This is a genomic window from Sporosarcina sp. P26b (genome assembly GCF_002743245.1).
GTDB lineage: Bacteria > Bacillota > Bacilli > Bacillales_A > Planococcaceae > Sporosarcina > Sporosarcina ureae_C.
In genome coordinates this window covers 1-1249 of sequence record NZ_PDYW01000064.1, presented here as the reverse complement: position 1 = coordinate 1249, position 1249 = coordinate 1, and the positions used below count along the sequence as shown (strand labels likewise).

Annotated in this window: 1 protein-coding gene; it reads right to left on the bottom strand. The window is 42.5% G+C overall.

Annotation, left to right across the window (positions count from 1 at the left end; all coding sequences use genetic code 11):
• Nucleotides 1–97 precede the first annotated feature (97 nt).
• A complete protein-coding gene (locus CSV69_RS16520; RefSeq protein WP_369823321.1) occupies nucleotides 98–1141 on the bottom strand; it encodes an IS30 family transposase in 1044 nt (347 codons plus the stop codon).
• Nucleotides 1142–1249 lie beyond the last annotated feature (108 nt).

Here is a 1249-nt window from a genome sequence, read left to right as displayed (position 1 = left end):
TCCTAAATTGCAATATTAAGTTAGCCACTTAGATAAAATCCAGTGTATGTATGAAGGGGGCTGTTATCCCTCTATCGATAATCTCTTTTTGAAAATACTAAGCTAACCTAGCTAACTCTTGTTCAAACAAAACGGATGGCTGTCGATAGTTCAAAATCTTCCTGGGCAACTGATTCAATGTCTGATAAATATGTTGAATAGACGCTGTAGAGTAATCAGAAATCGCTTTTCCTTTGGGAATATATCGTCTGAGAAGTCCGTTGTGTCGCTCGTTGGACCCTCTTTCATACGGTGCGTATGGACGAGCGAAATAGACGTCCGTGACCCCTTGAAGACTCGTTGTTAGATTAGAAAACTCGCTGCCGTTATCTGACGTAATCGTTTTAAATACTTGAGGAAACAGCTCGCCGAAATCCTGTCGTAATTGGTTCATCGCATAGTCCACTGAATCGTGATCTTGATCGTCTAGTAGAATCGCATAATAGTTTCTCGTTTTACGTTCAACGAGTGTCAGTAACGCGTTGTCATCAGACTTCTGTCCTTCTACCGTATCAATTTCCCAATGACCGAATTCTTGACGGTTATCAATTTCAACGGGACGTTCAGCGATACTCATGCCCAGAATACGACGGTTTCTACGGATGCGTTTCACTTTGGTGTTCCGTCTTAGTTTCATCGGCAAGTCTATGTTTCGAACGCGTAATATGTCTAAATCAATGTAGTTATAAAGGGTTTTCGTGGACACTGTAGGTCGGTCTATCCATTCGTTTTGAAGGCTTATAAATCCAACAACCGCATCTGGCGACCAGTCCTCATCTAGGATCTTCTCACATGCGAAATCGATAAATTCACTCGCGATAAGCAACTTACTTTTCGCCCCGCACTGAAGTCGATTTCGTTCATAGATCGCCTGTCCCGTTTCAGCGAAATAGGCTGTATAGGGCGTGCGTCCAGTTTGAAGTTGAGTCGTGGTTCCACGCTCTAATTCATTGGCAATGGTTTGATGAACGCGTCCTAAGCGTCTGCCAATCTCTCGGTTGGTGTGCCCGTCCTTGTGAAGCGCCTCGATTTGACCGCGCTCAAAAGCTGACAGGTGTTTATTTTTACGGTTTTGTATGGTATTCTCAAGTTGTGCCACTATAAAACTTCCTCTCATTGTTTGTCTCGTAACTTCAATGATACACGAAATTTTATAGTGGCATTTTTTTATTTGAATTTAGATGGCTAACTTGATTGTACAATTGGCCGT